This is a genomic window from Butyricimonas faecihominis, from assembly GCF_033096445.1.
In the GTDB taxonomy this organism is placed as follows: Bacteria; Bacteroidota; Bacteroidia; order Bacteroidales; family Marinifilaceae; genus Butyricimonas; species Butyricimonas faecihominis.
This window is the reverse complement of record NZ_AP028155.1, coordinates 1,075,669-1,102,112: the sequence shown is the minus strand read 5'-3', so window position 1 is coordinate 1,102,112 and position 26,444 is coordinate 1,075,669. Positions and strand designations below refer to the sequence as shown.

25 protein-coding genes and 2 pseudogenes are annotated in these 26,444 nt (G+C 45.3%); 7 read left to right on the top strand and 20 right to left on the bottom strand.

What is annotated here, in order from left to right; all coding sequences use genetic code 11:
* Positions 1-17: 17 nt before the first annotated feature.
* The 18 genes and pseudogenes from R8806_RS04560 to R8806_RS04475 form a co-directional block, all read right to left on the bottom strand.
* Entirely contained in the window at positions 18-395 is a 378-nt protein-coding gene (locus tag R8806_RS04560; RefSeq protein ID WP_100717215.1) for a helix-turn-helix domain-containing protein, read from the bottom strand.
* A gap of 34 nt (positions 396-429) precedes the next feature.
* Positions 430-1,536 (bottom strand): site-specific integrase, encoded by a 1,107-nt coding sequence (locus R8806_RS04555; RefSeq protein WP_100717221.1) that lies wholly within the window; start codon positions 1,534-1,536, stop codon positions 430-432.
* A 13-nt stretch (positions 1,537-1,549) separates the two neighbouring features.
* Positions 1,550-2,395: a helix-turn-helix domain-containing protein gene (locus tag R8806_RS04550; RefSeq protein ID WP_100717217.1), complete on the bottom strand. Its 846-nt coding sequence runs from the start codon at positions 2,393-2,395 to the stop codon at positions 1,550-1,552.
* Between the two features lie 229 nt (positions 2,396-2,624).
* Positions 2,625-3,992 (bottom strand): annotated as a pseudogene (locus tag R8806_RS04545) (TraG/VirB4 family ATPase); the annotation flags it as partial.
* A 98-nt stretch (positions 3,993-4,090) separates the two neighbouring features.
* The gene (locus R8806_RS04540) at positions 4,091-4,387 is read right to left on the bottom strand and encodes a DUF4133 domain-containing protein (RefSeq protein WP_151411565.1); all 297 of its coding nucleotides are present in this window, start codon (positions 4,385-4,387) and stop codon (positions 4,091-4,093) included.
* A gap of 12 nt (positions 4,388-4,399) precedes the next feature.
* Positions 4,400-4,762: a DUF4134 domain-containing protein gene (locus R8806_RS04535; RefSeq protein WP_008770785.1), complete on the bottom strand. Its 363-nt coding sequence runs from the start codon at positions 4,760-4,762 to the stop codon at positions 4,400-4,402.
* Between the two features lie 51 nt (positions 4,763-4,813).
* Complete coding sequence (locus R8806_RS04530; protein WP_008775140.1) at positions 4,814-5,146, bottom strand: DUF4134 domain-containing protein; 333 nt, start codon at positions 5,144-5,146, stop codon at positions 4,814-4,816.
* Positions 5,143-5,595 (bottom strand): hypothetical protein, encoded by a 453-nt coding sequence (locus R8806_RS04525; protein WP_008775139.1) that lies wholly within the window; start codon positions 5,593-5,595, stop codon positions 5,143-5,145. Before R8806_RS04525 ends, R8806_RS04530 begins: the two co-directional genes overlap by 4 nt.
* A gap of 244 nt (positions 5,596-5,839) precedes the next feature.
* Positions 5,840-6,727: a toprim domain-containing protein gene (locus R8806_RS04520; protein ID WP_151411564.1), complete on the bottom strand. Its 888-nt coding sequence runs from the start codon at positions 6,725-6,727 to the stop codon at positions 5,840-5,842.
* A gap of 46 nt (positions 6,728-6,773) precedes the next feature.
* Positions 6,774-7,841 carry an AAA family ATPase gene (locus tag R8806_RS04515; protein WP_151411563.1) on the bottom strand — a complete coding sequence of 356 codons (1,068 nt, stop codon included), beginning with the start codon at positions 7,839-7,841 and terminating at the stop codon, positions 6,774-6,776.
* Positions 7,841-8,287, bottom strand: a complete 447-nt coding sequence (locus tag R8806_RS04510) for a helix-turn-helix domain-containing protein (RefSeq protein WP_151411562.1) — start codon at positions 8,285-8,287, stop codon at positions 7,841-7,843. Before R8806_RS04510 ends, R8806_RS04515 begins: the two co-directional genes overlap by 1 nt.
* A complete protein-coding gene (locus R8806_RS04505; protein WP_103878091.1) occupies positions 8,284-8,679 on the bottom strand; it encodes a helix-turn-helix domain-containing protein in 396 nt (131 codons plus the stop codon). Before R8806_RS04505 ends, R8806_RS04510 begins: the two co-directional genes overlap by 4 nt.
* Before the next feature lie 158 nt (positions 8,680-8,837).
* Positions 8,838-9,614: a hypothetical protein gene (locus tag R8806_RS04500; protein ID WP_167513909.1), complete on the bottom strand. Its 777-nt coding sequence runs from the start codon at positions 9,612-9,614 to the stop codon at positions 8,838-8,840.
* Positions 9,615-9,671: 57 nt separating this feature from the next.
* On the bottom strand, positions 9,672-11,180 hold the full coding sequence (locus R8806_RS04495; RefSeq protein ID WP_151411560.1) for a hypothetical protein: 1,509 nt from the start codon (positions 11,178-11,180) through the stop codon (positions 9,672-9,674).
* Between the two features lie 11 nt (positions 11,181-11,191).
* A pseudogene (locus tag R8806_RS04490) lies at positions 11,192-12,351 on the bottom strand (phage integrase SAM-like domain-containing protein).
* Positions 12,352-12,578: 227 nt separating this feature from the next.
* The gene (gene mnmE / locus R8806_RS04485) at positions 12,579-13,973 is read right to left on the bottom strand and encodes a tRNA uridine-5-carboxymethylaminomethyl(34) synthesis GTPase MnmE (protein ID WP_124316461.1); all 1,395 of its coding nucleotides are present in this window, start codon (positions 13,971-13,973) and stop codon (positions 12,579-12,581) included.
* A 104-nt stretch (positions 13,974-14,077) separates the two neighbouring features.
* Positions 14,078-15,031, bottom strand: a complete 954-nt coding sequence (locus R8806_RS04480) for a 3-oxoacyl-ACP synthase III family protein (protein WP_124316460.1) — start codon at positions 15,029-15,031, stop codon at positions 14,078-14,080.
* 18 nt (positions 15,032-15,049) lie between these two features.
* Positions 15,050-15,634 carry a TetR/AcrR family transcriptional regulator gene (locus R8806_RS04475; RefSeq protein ID WP_151411559.1) on the bottom strand — a complete coding sequence of 195 codons (585 nt, stop codon included), beginning with the start codon at positions 15,632-15,634 and terminating at the stop codon, positions 15,050-15,052.
* 188 nt (positions 15,635-15,822) lie between these two features.
* On the opposite strand from R8806_RS04475, the gene R8806_RS04470 reads away from it, so the two are divergent.
* The 5 genes from R8806_RS04470 (at position 15,823) to R8806_RS04450 (ending at position 20,483) form a co-directional block, all read left to right on the top strand.
* On the top strand, positions 15,823-16,755 hold the full coding sequence (locus tag R8806_RS04470) for a YitT family protein (protein ID WP_124318423.1): 933 nt from the start codon (positions 15,823-15,825) through the stop codon (positions 16,753-16,755).
* 166 nt (positions 16,756-16,921) lie between these two features.
* Positions 16,922-18,133: a hypothetical protein gene (locus R8806_RS04465; RefSeq protein ID WP_124316503.1), complete on the top strand. Its 1,212-nt coding sequence runs from the start codon at positions 16,922-16,924 to the stop codon at positions 18,131-18,133.
* Positions 18,126-18,611 (top strand): RNA polymerase sigma factor, encoded by a 486-nt coding sequence (locus tag R8806_RS04460; RefSeq protein ID WP_124316502.1) that lies wholly within the window; start codon positions 18,126-18,128, stop codon positions 18,609-18,611. The genes R8806_RS04465 and R8806_RS04460 overlap by 8 nt, the downstream gene beginning before the upstream one ends.
* A gap of 12 nt (positions 18,612-18,623) precedes the next feature.
* Complete coding sequence (locus R8806_RS04455; RefSeq protein WP_124316501.1) at positions 18,624-19,529, top strand: hypothetical protein; 906 nt, start codon at positions 18,624-18,626, stop codon at positions 19,527-19,529.
* Between the two features lie 45 nt (positions 19,530-19,574).
* Positions 19,575-20,483 (top strand): porin family protein, encoded by a 909-nt coding sequence (locus R8806_RS04450; RefSeq protein WP_124316500.1) that lies wholly within the window; start codon positions 19,575-19,577, stop codon positions 20,481-20,483.
* A gap of 114 nt (positions 20,484-20,597) precedes the next feature.
* Here R8806_RS04450 and hydF read toward each other — a convergent pair whose 3' ends face one another.
* Both hydF and R8806_RS04440 read right to left on the bottom strand, forming a co-directional pair.
* The gene (gene hydF, locus R8806_RS04445; protein ID WP_124316499.1) at positions 20,598-21,797 is read right to left on the bottom strand and encodes a [FeFe] hydrogenase H-cluster maturation GTPase HydF; all 1,200 of its coding nucleotides are present in this window, start codon (positions 21,795-21,797) and stop codon (positions 20,598-20,600) included.
* Between the two features lie 124 nt (positions 21,798-21,921).
* Positions 21,922-23,073: a sigma-54-dependent transcriptional regulator gene (locus tag R8806_RS04440; RefSeq protein ID WP_124316498.1), complete on the bottom strand. Its 1,152-nt coding sequence runs from the start codon at positions 23,071-23,073 to the stop codon at positions 21,922-21,924.
* 183 nt (positions 23,074-23,256) lie between these two features.
* Between R8806_RS04440 and R8806_RS04435 the strand changes: the two genes are divergently transcribed.
* On the top strand, positions 23,257-25,446 hold the full coding sequence (locus R8806_RS04435) for a patatin-like phospholipase family protein (protein WP_124316497.1): 2,190 nt from the start codon (positions 23,257-23,259) through the stop codon (positions 25,444-25,446).
* An 8-nt stretch (positions 25,447-25,454) separates the two neighbouring features.
* A complete protein-coding gene (locus R8806_RS04430) occupies positions 25,455-26,444 on the top strand; it encodes an FAD:protein FMN transferase (protein ID WP_124316496.1) in 990 nt (329 codons plus the stop codon).

Sequence of the window (26,444 nt, the reverse complement as noted above, 5' to 3'; positions counted from 1 at the left end):
GGTGTTACAACGGTCAGCTACATGCCGCCTGTTTTAAGTGAATCCGGTTTGCGCCTCTTGCTGCCACGCAATGCCTCAAGCCGTTTGTTAAACTCTTCCTCGTTGCCCGTTCCCGATGTTCCGCCCTGCTCAATCCAAGCGATGATTTCATTCTCGAAGAAATAGAGTTTGTTGCCCCTCTTGTGGTAGGGAATGCGCTTGTCGGATGTCATGGCGTAAATGGTGGAACTGGATTTGTTAAGCAAGGTCGCCACATCGTCCAAAGTGAGCAACCGCCTTTCCTGTCTCTGCCCTGTATTGCCCAGCACTTTCTCCACCTTGTCCGCAAGCTGTCCGACTTTTTCAATCAGCATGGAAACAGCCTGCGGGAGTTGTTCAAATGTGATGTTATCCATATATCTGTCTCCTTGTTTTATTCTGTGTGGTTCATTATTTCAGCGTTATCTGTTCGGAAGCCTTGCGCTTCAGGTCGTTCACCACGTCCGCATAGACCTGTGTGGTTGCCACATTGCTGTGCGTGAGCATCTTCGATATGGTGTAGAGGTCTGTCCCGGCGGCAAGCTGCAGGGTCGCGTAGGTGTGCCGAAATCCGTGAAAGGTGATGTGCTTCGTTATTCCGGCAGACTTTATCCAGTCTTTGAGATACAGGGGGAGAATGGTCTGCGTAAGCCCCTTGAACACCTGCCCGGTGGAACGCTCACCGCACAGTGCGAGTGCTTCATCGGACAACGGCAGCACGGCTTCCGTCTTTGTCTTCTTGGTGACGATGTGCATGCACCAACCACCGTCCGCACCCTTGATGATGTTCTCCCACTGCAAGCGGATGATGTCGCTAATGCGCAGTCCCGTAAGGCAGGAGAATAGTGCGGCAGTCCTTATGACAGGCTTCTCGCAAGGCGTGTCGGCAAGCATTCTCACCTCTTCGAGCGTCAGGAACTCACGCCTTGTGCTGCTTTCCTTTGCGTGTTTCAGCCGTGGGGCGATGTTCTCCTTTATCCGCTTCTCCTCATAAGCGATGCGCAAGACACATTTCAGCTTGTTCAAGTTGTTGTTGGCGGTGGAAGCCATTATCTTGGTTTTGGTCTGCGTGGTGAGGGACAGCATGTAGGTGAGGAACCCCTGGCAGTATTCCACCGTCAAATCGTCAAAGGTGCAGTTACCACCGCAATACCTTTCAAAATGCTTGTAGGCGGTATTCCAGTTCCGGAAATTGTCATCGTCCGCCATTTTGGAACGGAAATACTCCAAGAAACTCTCCTTTCCCCTGTTGCGGTCAAGGAAACCGTATTCCTCATTGATTATGGCTTCGGTTCTGCGGCATTTGATAAGTTCCGCATTGCGGAGCATGGTCTTGTTGAACTCCGCCTCGAACTTGTCCGTGGGATTGGCATAGATGTATATACCGAGATACTCCCGTCTTGTCGGCTTGCCTGTCTTCGGGTGTCGCACGGGCGGATAGAAGTCAAGATACAGCGACAACTGCCCGTTCTTGATAGGTCGCTTCCTGACTGTCACTTTCGTACAAATATTTGTCATATCGGTTATGTATTTAATTGTTGTCTGATTCATTTTCCTGTTCTCTCTTGGCTTTCGTGCTTGCGCTCTTACGTTCCGCTATCTTCCGGGCTGCGTCCCAGTCGGCTTTGAGATAGTAAAGGCGGTTGCCGTGTATGCGCTTTGTCCTTACCCCATGGGTGAGGGCGAACCTGCGGACTTGGGTCTTGCCCAGACCGAACAGGCGCATGATGTCGAAACAGGAATACCAGTGCTCCGACAAGTTGCTGCCCAAGCGTTCCGCCTCCTCCGCCATAGCCTTGTCCACCTCCGCTTTGGGAAAGCACTTGGTGGCGTTGGCTTTGATGCAGGGTATCGAGTAACGCATACGGAGATTGTAAAAGCGTCCGTAGGTATAACTGAACTTTTGGCATATCTCCGCCATTGTATAAAGGTCGTTTCCGGCACTTTCGCTGTCCGTGAACGTGTCACGCACGGACTGCTTGTAGTTTGCCGCCGGAATGAGCTGCCGTTTTTTCGGGCTGCCCTTGGGCTTGTTCTTTCCCTCTTGTCGGGAAAGTTCCGTATTCTCTATGTTCTGTCTGTTACCGTCCATTTTCTTCTTTTTAGTCTTTTTCTCCTGCCTTGCGAAGATTGATACGCTCCGCTTGCAGTAGGTTGTTTCCTTAATCATCAGGAAGAAATCTTCTCTGGTGATTAGCGTAATGTGGTATGTCAGCCTGCAAGCCCGGAGCGTACCGTTATATATAAGGTTGTACACGGTGCGGTTGCTCACTTGCAGAAGGTCTGCCACTTCCCTGATAGTGAGGAAAGGCTTGTCTGTCATATCCCAGCCATAGCCGGGCTGACCTGTTAAATTGTGTTCATTATGACGGTCCATTATCGAAGAAATTTAATTGCACGCTGTTGAAAGCTGTTGTACGTTGTTGAAAGGTTGTCGTGCCGTGTGACCCCTCCCACGTGGTACAACTGCGGTACAAAAATACTCCAATAAGGACTAAACGCCAATAGCCGAATTTTCCGTTTGTTAAAACATATTAGCTGTAAATCAAGGTTTTACAACACCCGATTTTGCAGCCGTTTGTCTCCGTTTTGACCTCTGAAACTTCCATGTGGAACGACTTGCCGCTGCCACTTGGACCTAAACAGAAAAAATTGCTGTTGTCGGTCAATTTCTCCGCGCCCTCTTTTCCTGTGATGTCGATAGCCACAGGCACGCCTTGCCTGTCCGTGTAATATATCTTCAAAGGAGTTTTCTCGCTATGCAGGATGCGTTCCTTGTACATCAGACAGGCTGCCGCATCACCCAAGGTAAGGAAACGGTCATAGTCGGGATTCATACCGTAACAGTTGCCCGGAAAGGAATTGACGAACAGCTCCAACTGGTTGTAGGCTCTTTTGGAAATATGGATGCCCATCCTTGAAAACTGGTTTTCCAGATGGTTGGTGCATTTGTGGATGTCGGTGTCCGCGGACATGGCTACTACAAGATTGTAGTGCGTATAGACCAGTTGCTTGCTTTCCCTTGCCACCACCTCCTGCACACGTTTGATGTCCTCTACCGCCATCTGGTTTCCGGGATTGGGCATACTCGCATGGCGGTTCTTCTTTTTGTCAAGCAAGGCCAGTTCTCTCTTTTGGTTGGGAATGAATATCATCTGGTTATACACCACCGCTTCGGTATTGGGAATGCCGGACACAACCGACACCAGATCCATCGGCATACTGCTGTTGTTGACTTCCACGTTGGTGTAGGGATGGATGACAGACGGCAGGCTCACGTTATCCACATCCACAAGGCTATACACCTTGCACCGTTTGTCTCCCATGGAGATACATTCGTCATCCACCTTGAAGTTAGTCATCGAGACTACCTTGTCACGGAAGTTCATGGCGAAATAACGGTCAACATATTCATTGACTTCCTGCCTGTTCAGGAATCTCACCTGTACGCCGGCATCACGCAGCTGGTCGTGAACCTTGCGTATCTTTACAAGGAAGTCTCGCCACTTCTTGCCGTCAAAAGAAAACAGACGGCTTTTCTTGACTTCCTGTGTGATAGTCAGGTAACATTCGCTGTCGGTATAAGGTCTGCCGTTGAAGTAACGGAAATAGGATGTGGAGAGAAATTCACGGTTCTCGTCACTCTCTTCCGTGAACTTTTTCCGGATAAAAATATCCTGCTTGTGTATGGCATAGCCTTCTCCCAAAGTCTGGGCAATGGCGGTGAAAAGTTGCGTGAACTCATAGTAAGAGTCGATATTGGCGCAATATTTCTGTACCGGGTTCTCCAGTTTCAGCACGGCAGAATATTCTCCAGTCTTGGTATATATCACACCAATCCCGTTCGCTTCTTCCACGGAGAAATAGATGTCCTGAAAGATGCGTTTCCGCTTGCCGCCAGTTCCAAAGGCATAGACCGACACGGCCATGCCCACGCAAAGGGCAATGAAGACTATGAAAACATATATAATCATTCGGCTGTTTACAATTAAGGGCAGGCTGACCTATTGAAAGGTCAAGCCCACCCACGTTCAACATTCAATATATCCATTCATGGTCAAATGGTTTTCTGTTACATTTTCTTTGAGTAGGCATAGATGAACACCCCACGTTCCTGCCGTTTGCTGTGCAGTCCCTTGCGCTGCTTGAACAGAATCAGTCCCACACCGCTTGTCACGGTGACGGACAGGATAATCAGGGCAAGGACGAATCCTGCCATACAGTAGGCTATGATGAAGCCGACAATGGCGATGCCTATCGTGGCTGCCGCCCAATAGATGTAGCGACCCTGAATACCCATAAATTCAAGGGGACGTTGCAGCCCCTTGAACAATGGATAATCCGGATAGTGTTCCTCTTTCCCGTTCATGATACCTGCGGTTTAGGAGAGTCCGAAGAACAGAGGAAGTGCCTGGGCTGCCGCGATAAGGAAGATGCAGGCTCCGACCACCATCATGATCTTCTTCTTGACATCCTGCTCCTCGTTGTTCATCGCGATATATACCGAGATCGCACCCACTACGGCTACCACACCGGCAATGGCGTAACAGAGTTTCACCACGATAGGAACATACTTGGCGATTTCCTCGCTCACTTGGGTCAGAGCCGCTGTCCCGGCCGAGTAGTCTCCTGCGGTAGTCTGTGCCATCAAAGCGGTCACACCGCACATTACCATCAGGCAGGTCATTTGCGTTTTCTTTGAAGTCGCGATTTTCTTTGCGAATCGTTTTACTTTTTCAAACATACTTGTCTTGTTTTAATTGAACTTTATTGATTGTTTTACACTCGTGATTTTCTAAATTCGATAGCCGAAAAATGCCGGAAAGACTATTGTCGCACCGATGATGAAAAGGCAGGCTCCGACCAGCGTGAGTATATGCTTGGTGATTCCGTCCTCGCCCGTGTTCATCTTGATGTATATCTGGAATGCGGCTATGACCGCAAAACCTCCTGCAACCGCGTAAATGATGTACTGGACATAGAGCATCATCGTCACCACATAGTCGTGCATGGAAGCCAGCGCGTCCGCTCCCCACGAGTAGTTCACGCCGCCGCTTTTAGCGAAGACGGAACAAGGGAGCAGCGCACATAGTGCGCTTAGTATTCTTTTGCCATTGTGTCGGGTCATAGTTCATCAATTACGTTCTTGGTGGTTACACCTCTGTCCGGATGCAATTCTCCAATGCCGTTTTGAATCATCAGCTTGTACAGCTCCGCAGAGTTATAGGGATTGGAGAAGGTAACCTGTGTCTCTTCCATGTTAGCCTTGACTTTGTTGTTCAGAGCCTCGATGACATCCTGTTTTGGCTTTTCGTCTGTGGAATTTGTTTCCTCCGATACATTCTGTGTCTCATCGATGTAGTGGGTCTCATACTCGTTGTCACCGATATTGAAGCCCTTGTCGTTCTCCACCACGCTGACGCTTTCTTCCTCGTCAAAATCGCTCACGTCAAATTCTTCTTCTCCGGATTTTATCTTTTCTTCGTTTTTACCATAAAGGTCTCTTGCTATCATCACAGCGTAGTAGATGATGTATGCCACGGTCAGCGCAATGGCGAAGATGAAATATGCTTTCATATCTTATAGTCTGATTTTAGAATATGATTAAAATATGAACGCAAAGGAAATACAATAATTTCATACTACGAAATATCCTCGTGAAAAGCGGCTGAATATTAAACATTATTCCGAGAAAATCTAAAATCATACTCAATTATCATACTTTGACGGGTTTTGTCCGGGGTAATAAACAAGAAAAGCCCTCCGTATTTGGGAGAGCCTTTCGCTGGTTGGAAGATTTCTATCAGAGGGAAGACAAAGACTAACGCCTTTTACCTCTCAGATAGTCATTCAAATCTTTGTAGTTGTAGTAACTTTCGGAGTGGTCGATTACCTTTTCCCCGTAAAGTCCGGTAATAGTTTCGACTGTTTTTCGCCCGGCAAGGTCGTTATCCAGATAGCAATGGATGGTGGTGTACCGTTCCAGTTCCACAAGACACTTTTTCAGATTACTGACTGAGTTCATCACGAGAAAATCGGTAGGGCTGTCGATGCAGACATGATAGTCTCCTTTTCTATTAAGTTCTTGGTAAGACAAGAAGTCCATAAAACCCTCGAACACGCAGACATGGTTTTGGATTATATCCTTGTTATACCTGATGACGGATATGTCTTTCCCCTTTATACATCCTTTATAATAAGGATTGCGCACCTCGTAACCGCCGGTCTTGTTTTCAAAGGCTATGGCGAAATAGTGTCTTTTGCGTAGCTCATAATGAATTTCCTTACAATACAGCCTGCCGATATTCTCACTGATATACCTGGAACGGAGGTAAGACAACAAGGCATGGTGGCTCAGTTCTCTTACTTCCACGTTTTCCATTTCTTCCTCGATAGGACAGGGACGGACACTCCGGCTTTGTAACTGTTGAAAGGGTACACCAATGGCATTCTCGCTGATGCGGAGCAATACCACACTTACATTGCCAGTACGATAAAGGTGTTTTCCCAGTTCTATGATGTCACCTCCGGCAGAAAGCCCAAAGTCGTACCATTCGTTCAAATTATCGTTGACCTTGAACGAGGGGGTACGTTCCTCTCGCAATGGGGAGAGATACCAATACTGGCAGCCACGCGCATTGACCGGAGAATGTCCTATTATCCGCAGATATTCCACGAGCCGTATCTGTTTCGCTTCTTTTATATTCATTTTAGTATGGTTTACTTATATATACCCACAAACTAAACCATACTGCTTAGAGATGGAATGAACTATTATAGGAGTAGGTACGGCCGTTTTTTGTAATGGCATGATGTTCCAACAGAAATTTACACAAGTTTACCAGTGTGTTTCTTCCTCGTGAATACCCAATGCTTTCATATCCTTTTTTTAGGGCATCAAGCAGAGACTGATAGCCATATTCTGCACTTTCTGCGAATGTTGATTCCAGGGCAGTTCGGTGTTGCTGCTCGGTCATATCCGTATAGGAAGTCAGTCTGTCCATTTTGTTCTTTTTGAATTGATGCTCTTTTACCAAGTGCGGGAGAGAGTCTTCTCCGATTTCAAATGCGAAAGGTGTAAATTCCCTGTCCCTTATGTGCATGGCCCTTACTTCGCTGATTTTTCCATTTTCATTGTTTTTTGATATTTGCAGGATAGTCTCGGCCTTATTGTTCAGTTCTGTTCCTATATGACCTCTGGTATTGTCATCGCCTTTGTTTAGATGTAACACGGTGTGGATATGCAGCTCGTAATAGCTTGACCATCTCATCAGTTCATTGATTATGTCAAGGGATTCACTGGGACTGTTTATGTCATGGATTAAATCACGGATGCCGTCAATGATTACGAGCCCGATGTTTTGCTCTTCGTGGAGTGCCCATCGTATAATATCTCTCCTTTGGTCGGGAGTGTATTCACGCAGAACCAAGAATTGGATGTTGTCATTTTCCTGGTCAGTAGGCAATCCTGCCAGTTTGAGGATTCGATGAAGGACTTTGTGGCAATGGCACTTGCTTTGTTCAGTGTCGATGTATAGGATTCTATTCTTGCAAGACGGCAGTTCTGCCTTATATTTTAGAATCTCTTTTCCGGAAAGAGCAGACGCGACAATGGCACTGACATTAAATGTCTTTTTGCTTTTGGGTTTGCCCGTGGAAGCACTGAAATTTCCGATTGTGGCAATGGTAACACCGTCTATTTGTACGATTTCCTGTGGAAACTCATATTTTTCGGTAACACTCAGCCGTATATATTTCAATAAAGACTTATATTTGGCTTCGTCTATCCGATAATTGTTGGGTTGTATCATATCAGGTTGCATTATTTTTTTTCTCCTTTTGTTGGTTTGTTCTTACTTTTTTGTCCCAATGTGTAAGCGATGACATTGGCTTGCCTTTCTATTTCTGCATTGGAGAAACAGGGGTTGCGCTTTATCCATCGGTTCAGGTCATCCCTGAGAATGAATATGTTTTTCCCATTCGGCTTATACACGGTAAGTTCTTTCTGCATGGTTAACTTATAGACATAGCCTTTGGACACTTGTAGATAGGCGGCTACCTCGTCTATATTGAGAAACTCTTTTGCGGCATAAGCTATCTTTTCCACATTTTCAAGATGGGATAGCAGTTCGGCCAAAGAACCGAATCGTTTCAGGTAATTTTCAACATTCAGAATTTCCTGCTGAAAATTTTCCAAGGAGTTGTTTTCGAGGAATGATTTCAATCCTTCGATACGAGAGAGTAGTAAGTCTATTTCTTTTCTATTCATAATTCTTCTTTTGTTATAGCAGCAGGTTGCCCTATTGTTTGTACTTGATTTCTCATTGCCCATTCGCAAAGTTCCTTTCTATTGAAATACACCAATTTGCCGTTTGGCTTGTAGTGTGGTATTTGCTTGAGAGAAGTGAGTTTGTAGATATAACTCTCGGACAAACCGAGATAAGCAGAAGCTTCAGCGGTAGTCAGTACTTCCTTGACTGCCCAAATACGCTCTTTCAACTGTGCAATGTAATTCTCGATGGTCTGGATTTTATCCACTTCGTTGATCTTTTGTTCTAACGATTGGAGCCGTTCAAAAGGTTTCTCCGTTGCCATCATCGAAATCATGTTCTCCATTTTGGAGAGCATCTTATTTTCATTTGTCGTTCTTCGATGTCTCATTGATTGATGCTGTTAAATTTGACAATGCGAGGTATGCCCTCCGTGGGTAATCGATTACGGAGGGCAAAGGTAGATGAGTATATTCGCTTGATTATGTTGAGATTATTGAGTATCAACACAATTCTCAATACAACTCTCAACAATTTGTTATTCCTTTGTTATACTTCTCTGTTTTTGATTAGAGTGATATACTTGTCTATGATTGCCAAAAACTGCTTATCTATGGCGTTGGGAGTGGTGTCTTTTATCCGATTGAGGGTTGATGACATATCGTGTTGGGTCAGTAATTTCTTCCTTGAAGAACTGATGACAAGATGTTTTTGGGCAATTACCGATTGCCAGTTATAGGTTATCACATCGTGTGAAGCCAGTTTATCCAACAATAAAACCAATTTGCTGTTGTTTCTTGAAGTCACAGTCTGCAATGTGTCTGCCGCATAACAAATGGCAACATTGTCTGCATCCAAAACTTCCTTAAACAAACAGACCTCATTGGCAAGCTGCACAATGAGGTCCAGAGTATGTCTGTCAAGTAAAGGTTTGATGTTGGTATTCTGATTGGTCTGAATAGGATTCCCCGGACTGCTGTTGTCGGACTCGGTAGCGGATTCCGACAGGTCAATGGCGTAAAATTCGTTCAGAAGTTTTATGATCCCATTTTCGTCCAATAGGTCATGGTCGAAATGTTTGCGAATCAAAATTTCATGCTTCCCCAGAAGCTCTATTACCGTGTGGTAATTCTTTAGATGTTCATTCTTGCTCCAGGCATCATTCGCATCGTGAAACCGATGGGAATGGGTAAAGTCAAGCACGTATCGCCTGTAACTTTTTTGCCGTGTGGTGACTTCGTCTTTGTAAGACTTATGGGCTTGCTCAACCAACCGGAATAGCCCTTCTTTACCGGTCTGCGCAGGAGTCCATTGGAAACCTCGCATCGCTCTTTTCAAAAAGAGAGAGGTGCAAAGATAATTTCTTTGACATAAAACATTATTTTAAGTATTGTTGTTTGCCACCTTTGCGTTGATGGCATTTTTGTTTTGAGTGCTAAGATAGTTATCTGCAATGGTTTTAAGTTGAATGTCGTATGTGTCCATCAATCCTTTTTTTACTATAAAACGAAAATTACTATCCATACTTTCTCTGTTAGGTACTTTATCATTTTGCAAGCGGAAGCAGTTTACGCATTTTACCCATACATCATAGGGATTGTGTTGCTTAAAGGCCAAATGTACAAAATACATAAGTGAAGTCTGTGTTTTCATCCATACTATAGGATGTTCAAATACCGTTTCATCGAAAATACCTTTGAATGCGGTAAATGTGGTGTCGGAGGAGATATATCCACCGTCAAGTAGAGCGGAGAACATTAAATGTATCTCATCTTCGCTATTCGGACTGTAAAATACAACTTTGCTCGTATGAATGAGCCGTTCATCAGAAGTTTCTTCATTGAACGTATTTTCAATGTGGTTGAACTTATCACAGATAGTCTTTAATTTAACATCATACCTATCCAACCATCCGGCTCGCTTAATCCAACTGTAACCTGATACAAAACAAGCTTTGTGCGGAGTGTGTCCGTTTATGCTGAAACAACATTCTCCTTTTATCCACAAGTCCTTCTTGTTGAATTTGTAAAATGCCTGATAGACGAAAAAGGACAACTGCCGTTGCGTTTTAATCCATTCTACCGGCTTGCGGAATGTCTTTTTATTGAAAATGCCGACAAATGTTTTCAAGCCAGTATCAGGTGCGATGTATCCGTATTTCACTAAATCTCGATACAACACTGCTATATCTTCTTCACTCTGTGGTGTGTAGAATGTCTCTGTCTGATGCGTTGGCTCAAATTCAGTAAAGTCAACTTCAGAGTAGAGGGCTTTGGTCGTTTCGTAAAGTCCCGTATTGTATCTCGGAACACGCCAAGTGCTGAATCGCTTTCCATATTCCCTTTTCCATTGCTTTTCAAAAAGGATGTAGGTGCTGGGAAGTTTGCAGATGGTAGATACAGCATAGGCTATCACTTTCAGTTGCAGCGGCTTCGTTTGCGGCATCGGCTGATAGTGTTCATCCAAAAGACCTGCGCGTATGGCTCTTTGTAATAATGTAGCCACCTGTTCATTGGCTAAAGGCTCAATCAAATCTTTATATTCGCCTTTCACCTCCTCTTCTTGCCTTTTGCAAAGTGACAGCAACGCTTGCATATTGTTCGCATAACAGTCAATTACCTTGACGTATGCAGAATCAATTTCCAGCCTATGACTTTGTACATAGTTTACGACAGGAACGGTAAATTCGTTATTTGTTATAAGGTTTGCCAAAAGAGGAGAGGGAGCTTGTTCCATATATAGACAAATCTCTTTCGCCCATTTTCCGATATTCATCCACGAAGAGTCAAGTGCTTCAAATTCGATTTCGTCATCCAAATCCAACTGGCTTTTCATTTCGCCGACGATTCGGGTAATCTTCGTTATCTTTATAACGGTTTCTTGCCTTGTCATAAGCACGGGATTTAATCAATGTCCGGAATCAATGATACGGCATTCTGCTTGTTTTTGTCAAGCACCTTTGCATAAATTTGTGTGGTCGCCAACTCTTTGTGTCCTAATAGTTTTGATACTGTGTAGATGTCTGCGCCCAAGTCAAGCATAAGCACAGCGAAGGTATGTCTCCCGCAGTGGAAGGTCAGATTCTTATTGATATTGGCAGCCATGCTCCAACGCTGTAATTCCAATGAAGTCCAAGCTCCGTATGTAAATCCTGTAAAGACGGGATCTCCGGGTTGCCTCTTTCACCGAGGTATTTTTCTGCCTGTGAGGAAATGTCAAGATACTCCTGTCCGCCAGTCTTCTTTTGTTTGAAGACGATTCTCGTGTAGTCTCCAAATTTTTGAACTTCGCTCCATGTGAGTTTCTGAATATCGCTTTTGCGAAGTCCGGTCAGGCACGAAAAGAGGAAAGCTCTTTTTAGAATAGGGTAGCGGCAAGGAGTAGCAGCCAACTGTTTTACCTCTTCCAAGGTCAGATAGTCACGCTTTACTTCTGCGGCTTTGAATCCCTCGATTCCACGCAAAGGATTTACAGGTATGATTCTTTCATCGTAAGCCTGGTTGATACAGGCGCGGAGCTTATTGAAATAAGAGACTTTTGAGTTTTGGGACAAGCCTTGAAACACATCCCTTTCTCTACGTGGGCCGGTACGCTTGTGAGTGTCTTTTTCCACATTATTCAAAAAATCCTTGAAGCCGTTTATAAACTCCGGAGTAATATCTTTGAATGTGGTTTTCTCATCACAATAGATTTCGAGATAACGCAAGCAGCTTCTCCAGTTACCCCAGTTTCCCTCAGATTCAGGATTCTTGTGTCTTTCTTCAACCATCTTCCGATAGTATTCCAAAAAAGGAGTATCTTCTTTGAATTGGCGAGTGAAAGAATACTCTCCGTTCTGCATTTCAATGAGGCGTTTGGATTTTATAGCCTGAGCGGTTGCCAATGTCTGTCTGTTCTGCTCACGCTCCAGTGGAGTAGTGGCATCGATCAGATAAAGTTTCAAATACTCTTTCTGACGTTTCCCATTTCTGTAGATGTCGAGATACAAGCTCACGTTACCGTTTGCCAACTTCTTTTCCCGTAATTTTACGGGTTCTTTCTGGATTGTTGTTTTCTTAGTCATAGCCTGTTTCTATTTTAATGAGAGATGTGATTCATTGTCTTTGGGGGACAGATTTTTGTCCCTCGCATCCCTTTCGGGGGACAATCTGGGGACAAAAATACGAAAAAAATATGAAAACAGGCAGAAAGTATGGAGAAAAAGAGAAAATACAAATTCTCATAAAATCATTGATTTATCGCATTTTACGGATTTATATTTTCTCTTTTTATGCTTTTCTTTTCTTTATGTCACTTCCCGATGCAAAAATTCTTAAATATATTTCCCAATACCTCATCCGTCGTGATTTGTCCCGTGATTTCCCCGAGATAATGAAGGCATTCCCGAATGTCTTGTGATACAAACTCACCACTAAGATAGGAGTCCAGTCCTGTGATGACTCGCTCGATGGCTAGGCGGGCATGGGAGAGGGCTTCGTAATGGCGGGCATTGCTGACGATAACATCTCCTGAATGAAGAGCGTTTAGGTTGATCGTGGAAACTAGCTCGTCCACCAAGTGATGGATGTTATATCCAGTCTTTGCAGCAATCGGGAGAATCTTTTCCCCGGAAGATAGAGATGTGATTTGTGACAAGATCATGTTGGCAGAATCTGTTTGGTCTGTCTTGTTGAGTAAAATGACTAAGCGGGTATCCGGTCCGAGATGTTCTTTCACTTGGGTATAATAGGGAAGGAATTGTTCCGTGTTTTTGGTGGCATCTATTAAAAACAATACGATACGGGCTTGTTCAATTTTGGAAAAAGTACGTTCGATACCCATGTTTTCTACTTGGTCGTCTGTGTGGCGGATGCCTGCCGTATCGATAAATCGGAAAGTGATTCCCTGAAGGTTAATCGTATCTTCGATCACGTCGCGGGTAGTGCCTTCTATATCAGAGACGATGGCACGATCCTCTTTTAGCAGAGCGTTGAGTAGGGTACTTTTCCCCACGTTAGTGTTACCGACGATGGCTACCGGAATTCCGTTTTTGATCACGTTGCCGAGGGAGAAGGAGGCACATAGGCGAGAAATTAATGTATCAATACCGACTGCAATGCCCCGTAGTTCCGATCGGTCGGCGAACTCCACGTCTTCCTCCGAGAAATCCAGTTCCAGTTCCAACAGGGAGGTGATGTGCAACAGTTCCATTCGCAGTTTCATCAGTTCGTCCGAGAATCCACCCCGCATTTGGCTTAATGCCATTTTGTGGGCGGTTGCCGAGGACGAGGCGATTAGATCTGCAACGGCTTCTGCTTGTGAAAGGTCCATTTTACCATTCAAGAAAGCCCGTTGAGTAAATTCTCCAGGGGCGGCAAGCCGTACTCCGGAGGAGATTAATAGTTGTAATATGCGTTGCTGAATGTATACTGAACCATGGCAAGAAATTTCGATGGAGTTTTCTCCGGTGAAGGAGTGGGGGGCGTGGAACACGGAGATTAGTACTTCATCAATCAGTTCCTCCTTGTTGACGATCTTTCCGAAATGAATTGTATTCGGAAGAACATCCACCAGTTTTTTATGGGAAGGTGAAACAAATATCCGGTCACAAATTTCAATACATCCTTTTCCTGACAGGCGAATCACGGCAATAGCACCCATTCCGGGGGCCGTGGCAATGGCACATATTACAGTCTGGTCATTCATGGTAATTTCTTTCGTGCAAAGGTATATCTTTTTTATCGCGTATAGACTAAAAATGAATCCAAATGAGTGTTCATTGGGATTCATTTTTTTGATTCTGTATTTGCTTATAAAAATTGCAAGAGTACTGCCCCGCAAGAGTACCCACCCCCGAACACGGAGAGTGCCACGAGGTCACCATGGTCGACTCGATCAAGGTTTTGCGATAAGGCGATAGCACAACTAGGGCATCCCGTGTTACCTACTTCCTCGATGTTCGATAACATGTGATCTTCGGGGAAATCGATCTGACGTGCAACGGTAGCCATGATTCGCTTGTTGGCTTGGTGTGATGCGATGAATTTCAAATCTGTCAGTTTTATACCTTGGCTGTTGGTTACAGCATTTAACCCTTCGATCATGTAATGGCAGGCATTGATAAACACGTCACGTCCTTCCGGCATTCCGATCCCCCCGTGATGTGGGCGTAAATATACGGCAGTGTCTGCTTTACCGATGTGGCCAAGTCCGCGGGTGAATATATTAAGTATGCGGGCGGCTTTTTCTCCTTCCGGCATAGTGGAGATGGCAATAGCCACAGACCCGTCACCCCATAGATGACCGCTTTGCGGACACGTCTCGTTGCTGTATTCCGTGTTATGCTCGGATGCCACGACGATTGCTTTCGTTGCCTTATTCATGGCAAAATACCCTTCAACGATTTCCATGGCATTGATAAACGAGGAACAGGCTGCCGAAACGGTGAGACAGCGTGCGGCTCGTGCTTTGAAATGGCGTTGTATCATGTGTGCTGCCGTGGCTACGGTGTCGTGAGGCGAGTAAGTGGCGGCCACGATCAAGTCGACTTCCTCTATGGGGAAGGGTAGTTTTTCATTCAGGCGTTTAACGGCCTCTAGGGCCATGGTATTTGTGTTCTCGTTTTCGCCAGCCTTGCTCCGGGTACTTATTCCGGTACGAGTGCGAATCCACTCGTCGTCCAGACCGTTCACGTCCTTGAAGTAGGAGTTTGGTACTCGGTCATCCGGGAGATAATGGGCGAAGGCGTTGATATATAATTCCATATAATAGTGTGTGTTAGTTTATTTCTTAATTATACCGTGAAATAATATGTTAATATATTCGTTAATCACTTGTGGTCGTGGTTGATGTTCGTACTGGCGTATAAAACCGAATTCCAAGCTTTTAAAGACGGATTGTAGGGAATTAGCCAAGCGCCGGGGTTGTTTGATTGAGAAGATTCCCGCATCGGCCCCATCCCGAAGGATTGAATAGAGTAGCTCGATTTCCTGCTTGTCTATATTCTCCCGTAGTATTTCAATCTTACTGTTATTGTGTAAAAAAGTTTCCTTGATAGGTTGGCTGCCGCCCATGAGTTCCGCGATTAAATTGAATCGTTCCTTGATATATAACTTCAACCGTTTGTCGGCTGGCAAGGCCGTTCTGACTGCCTGTTCGAGTTTTTGTTCTATTAATTCTATTTTTTGATCTACAATGTGGTTAAAAATATCTTCCTTACTGTTAAAATGAGTGTATAGCGTACGCCGGCTAACTTTAGCGGCACGGGCAATATCCTTCATTGTAGTCCGATAAAAACTTGTTTCAATGAACAATTTTTGTGCCACGCTGATAATTTTTTCTTTTGTAATCAGTAGGGTTGTTCTCATTTTAATTTCACAATTTGGAAAAAGTGTGCAATTATAATTAATATTTTTGGACAAGCAAAATCAATGCCATAGGTAATTCTCAAATGTTAAATAATAGAAGGGAAAAAATTCTTATAAAAAGATGACTTTTGTCATGTTTTCAAAAATGAGATAGATGTATATTCGCGGCCGAATTAAAATCAGATAAAATGGTGAATATACTTTTGAAAGAGAAACCGTTTACCCGTGAGTGGTTTAAGACATATGCTTTGCTTGTCGGGGGGGCTTTTATCTTGGCATTGGGATATAGTTGTTTTATGGCTCCTTATAAAATTGTACCGGGAGGAATTTATGGTATCACGATTGTCTTGCAACATAAGTGGGGTTTCCCGATAGGTATGGCGGCTCTTTGTTTTAATTTGCCGTTGAGTTTATTGGGGATGCGGGTGTTGGGAGCTGGTTTTGGCTTAAAAACATTTATTTGTTTTATCCTTGTTGCCGTTTTCTCTGACAGTTTACCAACTATATTATTGATGCTTATGGGGGAACCTATCCCTACGGACCCTATGGTTGCGCTCGATCCTTTTAAATTAGGGGATGAAGTTTTATTGGCGTGTATCTTCGGTGGTGTTGTGATGGGAACAGGTGTGGGGATGATTATGAAAACACGTGCATCAAGTGGTGGAACTGATGTGCTGGCAAATATTTTGCACAAGTGGACACATCGTTCTCTCGGTCAAATGCAAATGTCCGTGGATTTTGTTATCGTACTTTTCGGATTCCTTATGTTTCAGGATTGGAAGGTTCCGATGTATTCATGGCTAGTTATTTTCCTCATGGGAAAGACGATCGACATGATTCTGCAAGGTTTTGACAGTGAAAAAAGTTTCTTTATTATTTCCGATAAAATAGAAGAAATACGGACCTATATATTGAATGATTTGCACCGCGGTGGTTCTATCGTGCCGATACAGGGTATGTATAATCGTTCAGATAAAGAAATGATTATGACTATGGTCAACCGTCGTCAGATGGTTACTTTACAACAAGCGATCTATAAGATTGATCCGAATGCTTTCGTGACGATATTCGACGCTAACCAGATTCTAGGGAAAGGATTCAAGCGGTTGGATGCGGAATGAATCAAGAATATTATTTCGTAATATAATTTATTTTAAATCCGACTTAACATGGGGTAATCTCTTTTGTTGAGCCGGATTTTAATTTAAATTGTTTTCTATATCTTCATTCGTTTTGTAACTTTTCGCCTGATTCATTCGTCCCATTAATAAACAAAAATAGTGTGGTATGTTAAAAACATGGATAACTGGGTGCTTAATCTGTTGTGCCTGCGTGACTAACGGGTCTGCGCAGAATAGTCGGGCAATACGGATTTACGGGGAAGTGACTACGGTGATGAATCGTAAAATCTGCGGGTACATCACGTGGGGAAAAAACCTTTACTGGACAGACATTTTCACTGCGGGAAAAATAGGGAACCCGTACATGCGGTATCGGGATATTATGGGTGATAACGTTCGTTTCAGTGATGGGCGGAGAGATACCCCGCCGGAGCATGAATTCTCTTGTCGTTTCGGGAATATTCGATCGATTCGGGTGATCGGTGATAGGCGGATTGAATTGGGTGTGAAAGGGGGAAATGTCACTGAACTCGAACGGGGGCGGTCGCTTGCCATCGGTAACTGGATTGCCGTGGAACTGCGGGATGGAAAGACGGAAAGCGTGGTATGGGACCATATCAGCGAGATCGTTTTTTCCGCCGCACCTGACACGATCCCCGAGCCGAAAGATCGTCCCATCGCGGGTATCGTGGAAACGCCTTACGGGATGTACAAGGGGCTTGTCCAATGGGATCTGGACGAGAATTCACTGGGTGCGTTACTCGACGGGCGGACGGAATCCAGCGGGGTTTCCGTGGCATTCAAGAATATAGCGAGTATCAAGTCGCTGGGAAACTCTTCCTTGGTAACCCTTCATAGCGGCAGGGAACTTTACATGTGGGGAGAAAACGACGTGAACGCCACGAACCGGGGAATAGCCATCAACCTGCCGTCTGTCGGGCAGGTGATCGTGGGGTGGCATGACTTCAAGCTGTTTCGTTCCATCCCTCTCGATCAATTGAATCTTCCTGTTTACGATGATTTTGCGGCTCCCGAACGTTTGTCCGGGAGGGTGGAAACACGGGACGGACTATCGCTGGAAGGGGTGCTGGTGTATGATCTCGACGAGGCCATGGATTTCGAATTACTGGACGGGCAGAACGGGAATATATCTTACCGTGTACCTTTCAAGTATGTGCAGAAGATAGAACCCAAAAACTATAAATACACGTGGGTCAAGTTGTCGGGGGGAACCGAGCTGGTGTTGGGGACGATGTGTGATGTGACAGCGGCGAATGACGGGATACTGGTCTTCCGGACGGGGGGAGAAGTCGTTTACGTGCGTTGGCGTGACGTGAAACGTGTCGAGTTATGGACCAAGGTAAAACAGAATGACTAGAACCGAGTATAACCGGGCCGTGGACCATTTCTCCGATGGTGTGTATCGTTTTATCCTTAAAATGTGCAAGTCGAAGGAGATGGCGGAAGATGTCGTGCAAGATAGTTTCATGAAACTTTGGGAGGAAGTGGGGCATATCGCTTACGATAAGGCAAAGTCTTTTCTTTTCAGCACGGCGTATCACAGGATGATTGACGTCTTACGGCGGGAAACGAAGTTTGGGGATATTGAGACCGTGGCAGACCGGGCCGGGGAGGTGCGGGAGGAATACACGGGGTTACAAGAAATATTGAATATAGCCTTGGAAAAGTTGCCCCCGGTGCAGAAAACGGTGATTCTCCTGCGGGACTACGAGGCGTATTCTTACGGGGAGATTGCCGGGATCACGGGGTTGAACGAATCGCAGGTGAAAGTGTACATCTTTCGGGCGAGAGCATTTATGAAAGCCTATATCCGCAGGCCGGATGTGGTTGTTTAAGCGGGAGGAGATATGATAACGAGAGAGAATTACGAGATTTATTTCATGGAGTACATGGATGGGAACTTGTCGGCGAGAGAACAGGCAGAGGTGGAGGCATTCTTGTTGGTTTACACCGACTTGCGGGAGTTACTCGACGGGATGGACGAGGTGCGACTGGAAGTTCCTGCGGAAGTTTTCGGTAAAAAAGAAGAGATAAAACGGACGGTACGGGAAAGGGAACTTGAGTATTATGCCATTGCTACCGCCGAGGGTGTTATCACGGATGAAGAACAGGCGTGGGTGGACGGGAATGTCGATAAAGACGTGTTTGAACGGGAAGTTGAAACGTGTGCCAAGATTAAAGTAAAGCCTGACCCGACATGTCGATTCGAGGGGAAAGCAGGGATGTATCGTAAGTCCGGGGCGGTACTTTTCGTCAAACGCTACGCAGCTATCGCTGCGGTAGTGGCTTTGGGGATCGTGGTGGCTATTTATTCCACGAGAAAAGAAGAATTTTCCATGGAGGATTTACCAGTGACTGTGGTTAAGACGGAGACAATCTTGTTACCGGGGATACCGGAGCCGGAGGCAATCGTGGAACCGGAGATTGAGAGGGTGCAGTTTATGAAACGGGAGGCAGAAGCGGGAGAAACAATCGTGGGCGTGGAACGGGTGATTCCGCCGGATGCTATCGAATTGAAAAAGCAACTGAAAGTTCCTGTAGAGATCATGGCCCCGCAACCGAACGAGATACTGACTTCCCCGTACGAGGGACTTCAATTCCGGGCATCGGTGAAAGAACAACGAGAACCCGTGTTTCAATTGATTACCCGGTCGGGAAAGTCAGATAACATCGTGAATAACTTGATTGATGTGGGAAAGAACGTGCTGGAACGTCTCCGGGCTAAAGAGAAAAAAGATATAGAGAGCTTGTAACTAATTGGGAAACTTAAACGTCATGTAAGAAATAAAAATAAGGTTATGAGAATAATAGCAGCTTTTATCATTTTGATGGTGTGTGGACTGTCTGCCGCGGGGCAACGGGATAGCGTGATTGTCAACGACGGCTGGCGGAAGGACACTATTCGCGTGAAAGGGCAGGTCATCGACACCCTCGGCAAGGAAACAGAAATGATTATCTGGGACAACACGGTGCGGGAAAGCGAAGAAGAAAGGAGAAACAACGTGGTCAAACCTCCCTTAGATTCTAGAGTGTTCAATACTCTTTCCGGTAAGGTGCCTCGTCCGAACAAGTTTCGCGGGCATTGGAACGGGTTCTATTTCGGGTTCGTGAATTTCGGGAAAACCAATTATTCCAAGTATGGCGGGAATGACTTCATGGAGCTGGACTGGGCTAGCTCGTTCACGATGCACTTCAACTTTGCCAAGTTTAGTTTTGGGTTGAGTCCCCGGCAGCGTTTCGGTATATTCACGGGATTCGGCCTTGACTACTCCCGCCTGTGTTTTGACGGTGATATAACTGTCCGCCGCAAGAAAGGCGAGATGCTTCACGCTGTGCCATTGTCCGACTTGGGGATCGAGGAGGTGAAACGGAGTACTTTCAAAGCTCTTTATTTAACGATACCTTTGATGTTGGAAAAACAAATCCCAGCTCCACATTGGAAAAGGTTTTATGTCTCCACTGGGTTTATCGGGGGAATCCGCCTGCACTCCAAGACAAAAGTCGTTTACACGAGCGAGAAGGGAAATAAACGTAAACTGAAAGAGAACGGGAGTTATGGGATGGTTCCTTTTAAAGTTGATTATACGCTCCGGGTTGGCTACCGTGGTGTGTGTATCTGGGGAAATTACTCGTTGACCAATATGTTTAACAAGAATCGGGCACCGGAGTTGCGACCTTTTGCGGTAGGGTTCGGGATAACGATTTAATAATTTAGATTTTAGATTAGGTCGCACGAGGAAACCTCTTTAACTACCTCCTTTAACTCCTCTTCGCTTGTGTAAGGGGAGCCAGAGGGGGTAGCTCAATTTTAAATTTAAAATCTAAAATTTAAAATCAGTAAGTTCTTTAGTTGCCCTTTCGAATATTCCATGTAGGTAAGCAATCGTCATTCCATAATTACTAACAGGTATTCCCGCGTCGATGGCAGGTTGGAGCCTATTCTTCAATTGTTTCCCGGTGATCATGCAACCACCGCACTGGATAACCATGGCATAGTCGGTGATGGGGCGAGTGATCGCATCTAGACCGACGATGAAATCGAACTGGAAGTTCTTCCCGGTGTGTTCTTGTAACCAACGGGGAATCTTGTGACGGCCGATGTCTTCGCAGGAAACGTGATGAGAGCAGGACTCTAGCATCAGGATGCGATCCCCTTCTTTCAGTTCCTCGATCCGGGGTGTCCCAGCGAGATAAGCCTTGAAGTTTCCTTTGTGGCGGGCAAGAACGATGCTAAAACTCGTGAGGGGAATCTCCGGGGAGATGATGGCAGCCACTTTTTGGAATACTTGACTGTCGGCTATCGCAAGACGGGGGCGGATACCCGTTTTTTCCAGAAAGGAAGTGACTTCTTCCGGTTGCAAGACGATGGAGATGCAATGGTTGTCGAGAATATCCCGGATCATCTGTACTTGCGGCAGGATGAGTCGCCCGGCGGGAGCTTCGGAATCAATCGGGGTGATCAGCAACACGATGTCCCCGGGAGTAAGTAAATCACCGATTAAAGATTTCGGGGCGTTGTCTTTTTTCCATACACTTTTCAGTGCATCTAGGATCGGGGTTGTGTTGTCTTCCCGGGTGGAGAAGTCAATCACGGGACAGTTGTAGGTAGCCGTTAATTTTTCCTTTAAATCGGGAATCAAGGCGACTTCGTCACGTTTGTTGTGGATTACTAGAAACGGGGTTTCCAGTTTCTTTAACTGTTCAGCAAGTTGTTGTTCGGGTTCTTCAAAACGGTTATCCGTGATCACGAGTAGGGCCATATCAGCTTGAGATATAGCATTCCGGGTTTTTTCCACCCGCATTTCACCCAAAGTTCCCGTGTCGTCGATGCCTGCCGTGTCGATAAAGATAACGGAGGCGAAGTCCGGGATTTCATAACTTCTTTTCACGAGGTCGGTAGTGGTTCCGGCCACATCCGAAACGATGGCAATATTCTGACCAGTCAGGGCATTTATCAGCGAGCTTTTCCCGCTGTTTCTCCGGCCCAATAATATAATATGTAGTTTATTATCTTTTCCCATAAAACGAGCTAATTTTAAATTTTAGATTCCTGCCGGGATTCGCCCGGCGAGTTACAGGTTAGCAAGTTACAAGTTACAGGTTTTTCAACTTTTAGTTTTTATCTTTTTTCTTTTATCTTTCCCATTATCTGTACATCCTCACGTCTTCCCGGGTAATAGTGTTGCCACAAAGAATGACCAATCGTTCCACGACGTTACGTAGTTCACGGATATTACCCGTCCATTCGCACTCCTTCAGTGCGGTGATGGCATCGGGGGAAAGCGTTTTGGGGGCGATGCCCATTTCTGTACATACTTCTGTCAAGAAGTGATTGGCCAAAGCATCAATGTCTTCCAGACGTTGGCACAAAGGAGGTACGTCAATAATAATCACGCTTAACCGGTGATAGAGGTCTTCCCGGAAATTTCCCTTCTTGATTTCTTCTTTCAAATTCTTGTTCGTGGCGGCAATGACTCGCACGTCTACATTAATATCGGCATCCCCACCGACACGGGTTATCTTTTGTTCCTGCAAAGCTCTCAGCACTTTGGCTTGGGCGTTGAGGCTCATGTCGCCGATCTCGTCGAGAAAGAGCGTTCCCCCGTTGGCGAGTTCGAATTTTCCTTTCTTTTGCTTGATGGCCGAGGTGAAAGAACCTTTCTCATGCCCGAATAACTCGCTCTCGATGAGTTCCGAGGGGATGGCGGCACAGTTTACCTCGACAAAGGCATTGTCCTTGCGGTGGCTTAGCTCGTGCAACTGGTGGGCAACGAGTTCTTTCCCGGAACCGTTAGGCCCGGTGACCAGTATCCGGGCATCGGAAACGGCCACCTTGTCGATCATGGCTCGTATATGGTTTAAGGCCTCGGAATTCCCGATCATGTCGTATTTCTTGCTGACCTTGTTTTTCAGGGTCTTTGTCTCGTGAATTAATAAATGTTTGTCCGTGGCGTTCTTTATCGTGATCAGTATACGATTCAAATCCAACGGTTTTTCGATGAAATCATAAGCCCCTTTCCGGATGGCCTCTATGGCGGTGTCTATGGTTCCGTGACCGGAAATCATGATTACCGGGGTGTCTGCGGAGAACTCTTTGATGCGTTCCAGTACTTCGATACCTTCCATTTTCGGCATCTTTATATCGCAGAATACAATGTCGGGTTTTTCAGATTTCACGGAAACGAGGCCTTCCATTCCGTTTTCAGCCAGCACGACTTCGTGTCCCTCGTATTGTAGAATATCCTTCATCGAATTACGGATACTTCTCTCATCATCAATCACTAATATTTTCGTCATACTACATTTTTTAGTCTCACCGCAAATTTAGCTAAATAATTTAGAAAAAGAAATGTCAGATATTGTGCGAACTTGGGAAGTTGAGTTGCTAATGTTCCGAGAAATTTGTATTTTTGGGAAGTTTAGAGCGAGAAGAATGGTATCTTTTTTGATCTAACCTCTTAAATTTAAATTCTGGAATGTATGAAACGAATTTTGGTGTTTCTTCTTGTTTTATTTATTATATTGGATGTTCAAGGTCAACGGAAAAAGGTTGGGTTGGTGCTGAGTGGTGGGGGTGCGAAAGGCGTGGCACATATTGGAGTGTTGAAGGTGTTGGAGGAAGCTGGGATTCCGATTGATTATATTGCAGGGACGAGTATGGGGTCTCTCGTCGGGGCGTTGTACGCGATCGGGTACGATGCGCACACGATGGATAGTTTGGTGAGAAGACAGAACTGGACGTTTTTGTTGAGTGATAAAGTATATCGTTATAATCTCCCTTTCTCGGAGAAGGAGGAAACGGAAAAGTATCTGGTTTCCGTGCCGATAAAGAATAACCGGGAGATCAAAATTCCATCGGGATTCATCAGTGGGCAGAATATTTACAACCTGTTCTCGGATCTGACAATCGGTTACCATGATTCGTTGGATTTTAAGAAATTGCCTATCCCTTTTGCCTGCGTGGCGAGTAATTTGGTGGATGGTAAGGAGGTTGTTCAGGACCGCGGCGTGTTACCGCTGGCCATGCGTGCGAGTATGGCGATTCCGGGGGCTTTCGCTCCCGTGCGGAAAAATGGTATGGTACTGGTGGACGGGGGAATCTCCAATAATTTTCCGGTGGATCTGGCTAAAGCAATGGGAGCCGATATAATTATCGGGGTAGACGTGCAGGCGGAACTGAAAGATGCATCCGGGCTAGAATCCGTGATGGGGATTCTTGACCAGATGACCTCTTTTTTAGGTATCCAGAAGTACGAGGAAAATAAAAAGATGGTAAACATCTATATCAAACCGGATGTTACACCTTATTCGGCCGCCAGTTTTTCGTCAAGCGCTATTGACACGCTGATCATGCGGGGTGAGGACGTGGCTCGGAGTCAATGGGATGAATTGATGCAATTGAAAAAAGAGCTGGGACTTACAGAAAGTTTTCAACCGAAAAAAATATCTGAAGATATAATTATCGAGAATGATACGATCATGGTGGAACACGTGCATCTGTCAGGAATTGATGAACGGGATGAGAAATGGTTACGGAAAAAGATACGGATAAAGGATTATAGCCGGATCACGTTGAGCGATCTGCACGAGGCAATTGCCGAATTGTACGGGATCGGGGCATTTTCGAGCGTGAGTTACAAGCTTAGTGGTGGCCCAGTGTACGATTTGGAATTGATACTAAAACAAAAGCCTATGAGTTCTTTGAACCTTGGTTTCCGGTTTGATTCAGAAGAAATGGCGGCTATTTTATTGAATACCACGCTTACTCACAAGGATTTGAGAGGTTCGCGGCTTTCTCTGACCGGACGTTTAAGCATGAATCCTTACGTGAAGTTGAATTATTCACTGGGCAATACTTTCCTGCGGCGTTTTGAATTGGAGTATATGTTCAAGTATAATAACTTGGATATTTATACCAAGGGAAAGAAAACGGATAACGTGGATTACGGGGTTCATCGGGTAAACCTTGGAGGTTCTGATATTTATTTCCGTAACTTTAAATTGCAGCTGGGGGTTCGTTACGAGTATTATAATTACGAGTCGTTCCTCTTCTCGGACAAAGATCATAATATTTCGGTGAAACCGGAAGGGTTCTTTAGTTATTACGGGCTGGCACATTTGGAAACCTTTGATAAACGCTATTACCCGACACGGGGAATGTCGCTGAAAGTGGATTATTCCTTGTACACGGATAATTTGATCACCTATAATGACGGGGCACCGTTCTCAGCTATCGGGTTGGATTTCGAGTCCGTGCTGTCCATCACCCGCCGGGTGAAGTTTATTCCGTCTATTTACGGGCGAGTGCTGGTGGGGCATGATGTTCCCTATCCCTATTTGAATTGTATGGGAGGGGATGTTGCCGGGAGGTATGTCGATCAACAATTGCCTTTCTTGGGAATTCAGCATCTGGAGATATTCGATAATTCGGTTGTGGTGGCAAAAGTCAAGGTGAGGTATAATATTGGTCGTAACCATTATATTTCTCTAGCCGGGAATTATGCGAAACAGGAGGCTAATTTCTTTGATATATTTGGAGGTGATGATATTTGGGGCGGGGGTGTCGGGTATTCTTACGATAGTATCGTGGGACCGATTGATTTCATGTTCAGTCTCTCGGATTGGTCAAAGAAACTGGGCTTTTATTTTAACTTGGGATATTATTTTTAGAAAAGTGTATGAAAAAGTTGGGGATTATTATTTGCGGGCTGGTGTTGGTGATGGGATGTCAGCGTAATGTGTACCGGTTCTCGGAAGGTAGCGTGTATGGTACAGTTTACCACGTGTCGTACCAGAGTGAAATGGATTATGCGGTGGAGATCCGGCAGGAGATGGAGCGGGTAAATCGGTCCTTGTCAATGTTTAACAAGAATTCGGTGATTGCCCAGTGGAACCGGGGTGAGAGTGAACAGGTAGATTCGCTTTTCGTTGCTATGTACGAGAAGGCTAGAGAGGTGAACGAGGTGACGGGTGGAGCCTTTGACGTGACAGTGGCCCCGTTGGTGAACGCTTGGGGATTCGGTTTTAAAAACGAGAAGTTGCCTTCGGACGAGAAGATCGATTCTTTGTTGCAATACGTGGGAATGGATAAGGTGCAGTTGGAAGGGGAGCGGTTAGTGAAGCTAGTCGAGGGGGTACAGATGGATGCCAGTTCCATTGCCAAAGGGTTGGGAGTGGATCTCGTGGCCGAGTTTTTTGACCGTAAAGGAGTACAAAATTACATGATAGAGATCGGCGGTGAAATCCGCGTGAAAGGGGAAAGTAATAAACGGCGCCCGTGGCATATCGGTGTAGACAAGCCGATTGACGATGCGACGGCTGCAAACAGGGAGTTGCAGCTTGTGCTGGCTTTGCGGGAAGGGGCGTTGGCGACTTCCGGAAATTATCGTCGTTTTTACGTGGTGGATGGAAAAAAATATTCTCACACAATAAACCCTAGGACCGGTTATCCTGTCCAACAAGATATACTAGGTGCTTCCGTGTACGCTCCGACTTGTATGGAGGCAGATGCTTACGCGACAGCGTTTATGGTGTTGGGAACTGAAGAATCTAAAAAAATAGTGTTGGATAATCCTCATATCGAGGCTTGTTTTATTTATCAAAATAAACAGGGAGAACGTGAGGTTTGGATGTCTGACCGATTGAAAACGTTAGTGTTAGAGGAGTAA

Excerpts from the sequence above, each read along its gene's own strand:
- R8806_RS04510 (WP_151411562.1), bottom strand. The coding sequence starts at position 8,287 with ATGAATAGAAAAGAAATAGACTTACTACTCTCTCGTATCGAAGGATTG.
- R8806_RS04525 (WP_008775139.1), bottom strand. The coding sequence starts at position 5,595 with ATGAAAGCATATTTCATCTTCGCCATTGCGCTGACCGTGGCATACATC.
- R8806_RS04470 (WP_124318423.1), top strand. The coding sequence starts at position 15,823 with ATGGTGAATATACTTTTGAAAGAGAAACCGTTTACCCGTGAGTGGTTT.
- R8806_RS04435 (WP_124316497.1), top strand. The coding sequence starts at position 23,257 with ATGAAACGAATTTTGGTGTTTCTTCTTGTTTTATTTATTATATTGGAT.
- R8806_RS04515 (WP_151411563.1), bottom strand. The coding sequence starts at position 7,841 with ATGCAACCTGATATGATACAACCCAACAATTATCGGATAGACGAAGCC.
- R8806_RS04430 (WP_124316496.1), top strand. The coding sequence starts at position 25,455 with ATGAAAAAGTTGGGGATTATTATTTGCGGGCTGGTGTTGGTGATGGGA.
- R8806_RS04480 (WP_124316460.1), bottom strand. The coding sequence starts at position 15,031 with ATGGAATTATATATCAACGCCTTCGCCCATTATCTCCCGGATGACCGA.
- R8806_RS04540 (WP_151411565.1), bottom strand. The coding sequence starts at position 4,387 with ATGAACGGGAAAGAGGAACACTATCCGGATTATCCATTGTTCAAGGGG.
- R8806_RS04560 (WP_100717215.1), bottom strand. The coding sequence starts at position 395 with ATGGATAACATCACATTTGAACAACTCCCGCAGGCTGTTTCCATGCTG.
- mnmE (WP_124316461.1), bottom strand. The coding sequence starts at position 13,973 with ATGAATGACCAGACTGTAATATGTGCCATTGCCACGGCCCCCGGAATG.
- R8806_RS04530 (WP_008775140.1), bottom strand. The coding sequence starts at position 5,146 with ATGACCCGACACAATGGCAAAAGAATACTAAGCGCACTATGTGCGCTG.
- R8806_RS04450 (WP_124316500.1), top strand. The coding sequence starts at position 19,575 with ATGAGAATAATAGCAGCTTTTATCATTTTGATGGTGTGTGGACTGTCT.
- hydF (WP_124316499.1), bottom strand. The coding sequence starts at position 21,797 with ATGGGAAAAGATAATAAACTACATATTATATTATTGGGCCGGAGAAAC.
- R8806_RS04555 (WP_100717221.1), bottom strand. The coding sequence starts at position 1,536 with ATGACAAATATTTGTACGAAAGTGACAGTCAGGAAGCGACCTATCAAG.
- R8806_RS04440 (WP_124316498.1), bottom strand. The coding sequence starts at position 23,073 with ATGACGAAAATATTAGTGATTGATGATGAGAGAAGTATCCGTAATTCG.
- R8806_RS04475 (WP_151411559.1), bottom strand. The coding sequence starts at position 15,634 with ATGAGAACAACCCTACTGATTACAAAAGAAAAAATTATCAGCGTGGCA.
- R8806_RS04520 (WP_151411564.1), bottom strand. The coding sequence starts at position 6,727 with ATGAATATAAAAGAAGCGAAACAGATACGGCTCGTGGAATATCTGCGG.
- R8806_RS04500 (WP_167513909.1), bottom strand. The coding sequence starts at position 9,614 with ATGCGAGGTTTCCAATGGACTCCTGCGCAGACCGGTAAAGAAGGGCTA.
- R8806_RS04460 (WP_124316502.1), top strand. The coding sequence starts at position 18,126 with ATGACTAGAACCGAGTATAACCGGGCCGTGGACCATTTCTCCGATGGT.
- R8806_RS04495 (WP_151411560.1), bottom strand. The coding sequence starts at position 11,180 with ATGACAAGGCAAGAAACCGTTATAAAGATAACGAAGATTACCCGAATC.
- R8806_RS04505 (WP_103878091.1), bottom strand. The coding sequence starts at position 8,679 with ATGAGACATCGAAGAACGACAAATGAAAATAAGATGCTCTCCAAAATG.
- R8806_RS04455 (WP_124316501.1), top strand. The coding sequence starts at position 18,624 with ATGATAACGAGAGAGAATTACGAGATTTATTTCATGGAGTACATGGAT.
- R8806_RS04465 (WP_124316503.1), top strand. The coding sequence starts at position 16,922 with ATGTTAAAAACATGGATAACTGGGTGCTTAATCTGTTGTGCCTGCGTG.
- R8806_RS04535 (WP_008770785.1), bottom strand. The coding sequence starts at position 4,762 with ATGTTTGAAAAAGTAAAACGATTCGCAAAGAAAATCGCGACTTCAAAG.
- R8806_RS04550 (WP_100717217.1), bottom strand. The coding sequence starts at position 2,395 with ATGGACCGTCATAATGAACACAATTTAACAGGTCAGCCCGGCTATGGC.